4 protein-coding genes are annotated in these 2,310 nt (G+C 71.0%); 3 read left to right on the top strand and 1 reads right to left on the bottom strand.

Going from position 1 to position 2,310, the window contains the following annotated elements:
* The 3 genes from VF825_RS14720 to VF825_RS14730 form a co-directional block, all read left to right on the top strand.
* A partial coding sequence (locus VF825_RS14720) for a phosphoribosyltransferase family protein (RefSeq protein ID WP_331114612.1) occupies positions 1-340 on the top strand: 340 nt, incomplete at its 5' end.
* 261 nt (positions 341-601) lie between these two features.
* On the top strand, positions 602-1,237 hold the full coding sequence (gene hpf / locus VF825_RS14725; RefSeq protein ID WP_331114614.1) for a ribosome hibernation-promoting factor, HPF/YfiA family: 636 nt from the start codon (positions 602-604) through the stop codon (positions 1,235-1,237).
* A gap of 80 nt (positions 1,238-1,317) precedes the next feature.
* The gene (locus VF825_RS14730; RefSeq protein WP_331114616.1) at positions 1,318-2,049 is read left to right on the top strand and encodes a response regulator transcription factor; all 732 of its coding nucleotides are present in this window, start codon (positions 1,318-1,320) and stop codon (positions 2,047-2,049) included.
* 60 nt (positions 2,050-2,109) lie between these two features.
* Here the strand turns inward: VF825_RS14730 and VF825_RS14735 are convergent.
* Positions 2,110-2,310 (bottom strand): VOC family protein (locus tag VF825_RS14735; protein WP_414695872.1); only part of this gene is annotated, 201 nt, incomplete at its 5' end.

A 2,310-nucleotide genomic window follows, 5' to 3' on the forward strand; every position in this document is an offset into this window, starting at 1 on the left:
CGCCCCGCTGCAGGAGCTGGTCCGACGGGCCTGTGCCGGGCTCGACCCGGCCGGAGGGGCGCTCCTGCCCGCGCCGGCTCTGGCGCTGCGGCGCCGCGTCGCCGACCAGGCCGGGCTGGGCCACCGCGCCCGGGCGGCCAACCTGGAGCACGCGATGGCGGTGCGCGGTCGCTGGCAGCCGGTGGTCGCGGGGGCGACCTGCCTGGTGCTCGACGACGTCCTCACGACCGGTGCGACCCTGCTCGAGGCGGCCCGCGCGCTGCGCGCCGGCGGTGCTGCCCACGTGGCCGTGGTGACCGTCGCGGCCACCCGGCGGCACGGCATACCGGGGCTCACGTGACCCGCGGGACCCCTCTGGCGCAAGGGGTCCGGGCACGCGGGATGTCGAGGGAGCCCGCGGTATCGCTTCGGCCGGAGTTGGTCTAGCGTTCATGCATGGCCCCCACGGTCGCCGCTTCCGCGGTCGCCACCGGTCGTCGCCCCAGCACTGCGGGCGGCGGCGATGGGCCTGAGATTCCTCCCCGGCGGAGGTGGTGCCGCGCCTGACCGGGCCTTGCGCGGGCCCCCGAGCGATACCGCGAATCCCCCAAGGAGGACACCTGTGGAGATCGTCGTCACCGGACGGCACGTCCAGGTCTCGGACCGATTCCGTCACCACCTGGATGACAAGCTGGCCAAGGTCCCCCAGCTCGCGCCGCGCGTTCAGCGGCTCGACGTGGTCGTGACCCACGAAGCCAACCCACGCCAGTCCAAGGCCTGTGACCGGGTCGAGATCACCTGCCACGTCAAGGGACCGGTCATCCGGGCCGAGGCGTGTGCGGATGACAAGTACGCCGCGCTCGACGTCGCGATGGACAAGCTCCTCGAGCGACTGCGGCGCGCGCACGACCGGAGGCGGGTCCATCGAGGACGACACGTCCCGGAGTCCGTCGCGCAGGCGACCGCACGACTTGCCGACCTCCCGTCGCTCAACGGAGCGTCAGGTGCGCCTGAGACCGAGACCGAGGCCGTTCCCGCCGAGGGCGAGTCGCCGATCGAGGTGCGCGAGAAGGTCCACGCGACCACGCCGATGAAGCTGGACCAGGCGCTCTACGAGATGGAGCTGGTCGGGCACGACTTCTACCTCTTCCACGACAGCGAGACCGACCGGCCGAGCGTGGTCTACCGCCGCCGCGGCTGGTCCTACGGGGTCATCCACCTCGACGTCGACGAGATGGCCCGGGAGCGCGTGGGCTGATCGCCCCGAATCCTCCAGATTTCCCCAGAGGTGCCCCTCCTTGCGTGGGAGGGGCACCTCGCGCGTGTCGGCATGCCATGATGACGCTCGTGACGTCCAACGGCCTGTCCTCGATGCCCGACGCCGGCACCACCGTGCCCCGCAGCGGCGAGGCGATCCGTGTGCTCGTCGTCGACGACCACGTGCTCTACCGCCGCGGCCTCGAGCTCGTCCTGGGCCAGGAGGCCGACATCGACATCGTCGGCGAGGCCGGCGACGGCCACGAGGCGATCCGGCGCACCGAGGAGCTGCTGCCGGACGTCGTGCTCATGGACGTGCGCATGCCGCGCCGTTCCGGCATCGAGGCCTGCACCGCCATCAAGGAGCTCGTGCCCTCGACCAAGATCGTCATGCTGACGATCAGCGACGAGGAGTCCGACCTCTACGAGGCGGTCCGCGCCGGCGCCAACGGCTACCTGCTCAAGGATGTCCCCGGTGAGCAGATCGCCGACGGCATCCGCGCGGTCTCGACCGGGCAGTCCCTGATCTCGCCGTCCATGGCCTCCAAGCTGCTCTCGGAGTTCGCGCTGATGATCAAGCGCCACGAGGAGCGGCCGGCCATGCCGGTCCCGCGGCTGACCGAGCGTGAGCTCGAGGTGCTCAAGCTCGTGGCGCGGGGCATGGCCAACCGCGACATCGCCAAGGCCCTGTTCATCTCCGAGAACACCGTCAAGAACCACGTGCGCAACATCCTGGAGAAGCTCCAGCTGCACTCGCGCATGGAGGCGGCGATGTACGCCGTGCGCGAGAAGCTGCTGGACCTGCCCGAGTAGTCCCCGGCGTCAGCGAAGGGCGGTGACCGGGAGGTCGCCGCCCTTCGCTGTCTGTGGGGCTCAGCTCAGGTGCGTCTCGTGCAGGCACAGGAAGTTGCCCTCGCTGTCCTTGAACCACGCCGCCTTCTCGCTGCCGGCGGAGGCGATGTGCCCCTCGGTCTTCAGCTCGGGGGTGTCGTAGTCCTCGAACCGCACGCCCCGGCCCTCGAGGTCGGCGATCTCGCGGACGATGTCGTCCACCTCGAAGCTGAGCACCGTGTG

Source organism: Oryzihumus sp., from assembly GCF_036391795.1.
Taxonomy (GTDB): Bacteria; Actinomycetota; Actinomycetes; order Actinomycetales; family Dermatophilaceae; genus Oryzihumus.

Excerpts from the sequence above, each read along its gene's own strand:
- VF825_RS14730 (WP_331114616.1), top strand. The coding sequence starts at position 1,318 with ATGACGCTCGTGACGTCCAACGGCCTGTCCTCGATGCCCGACGCCGGC.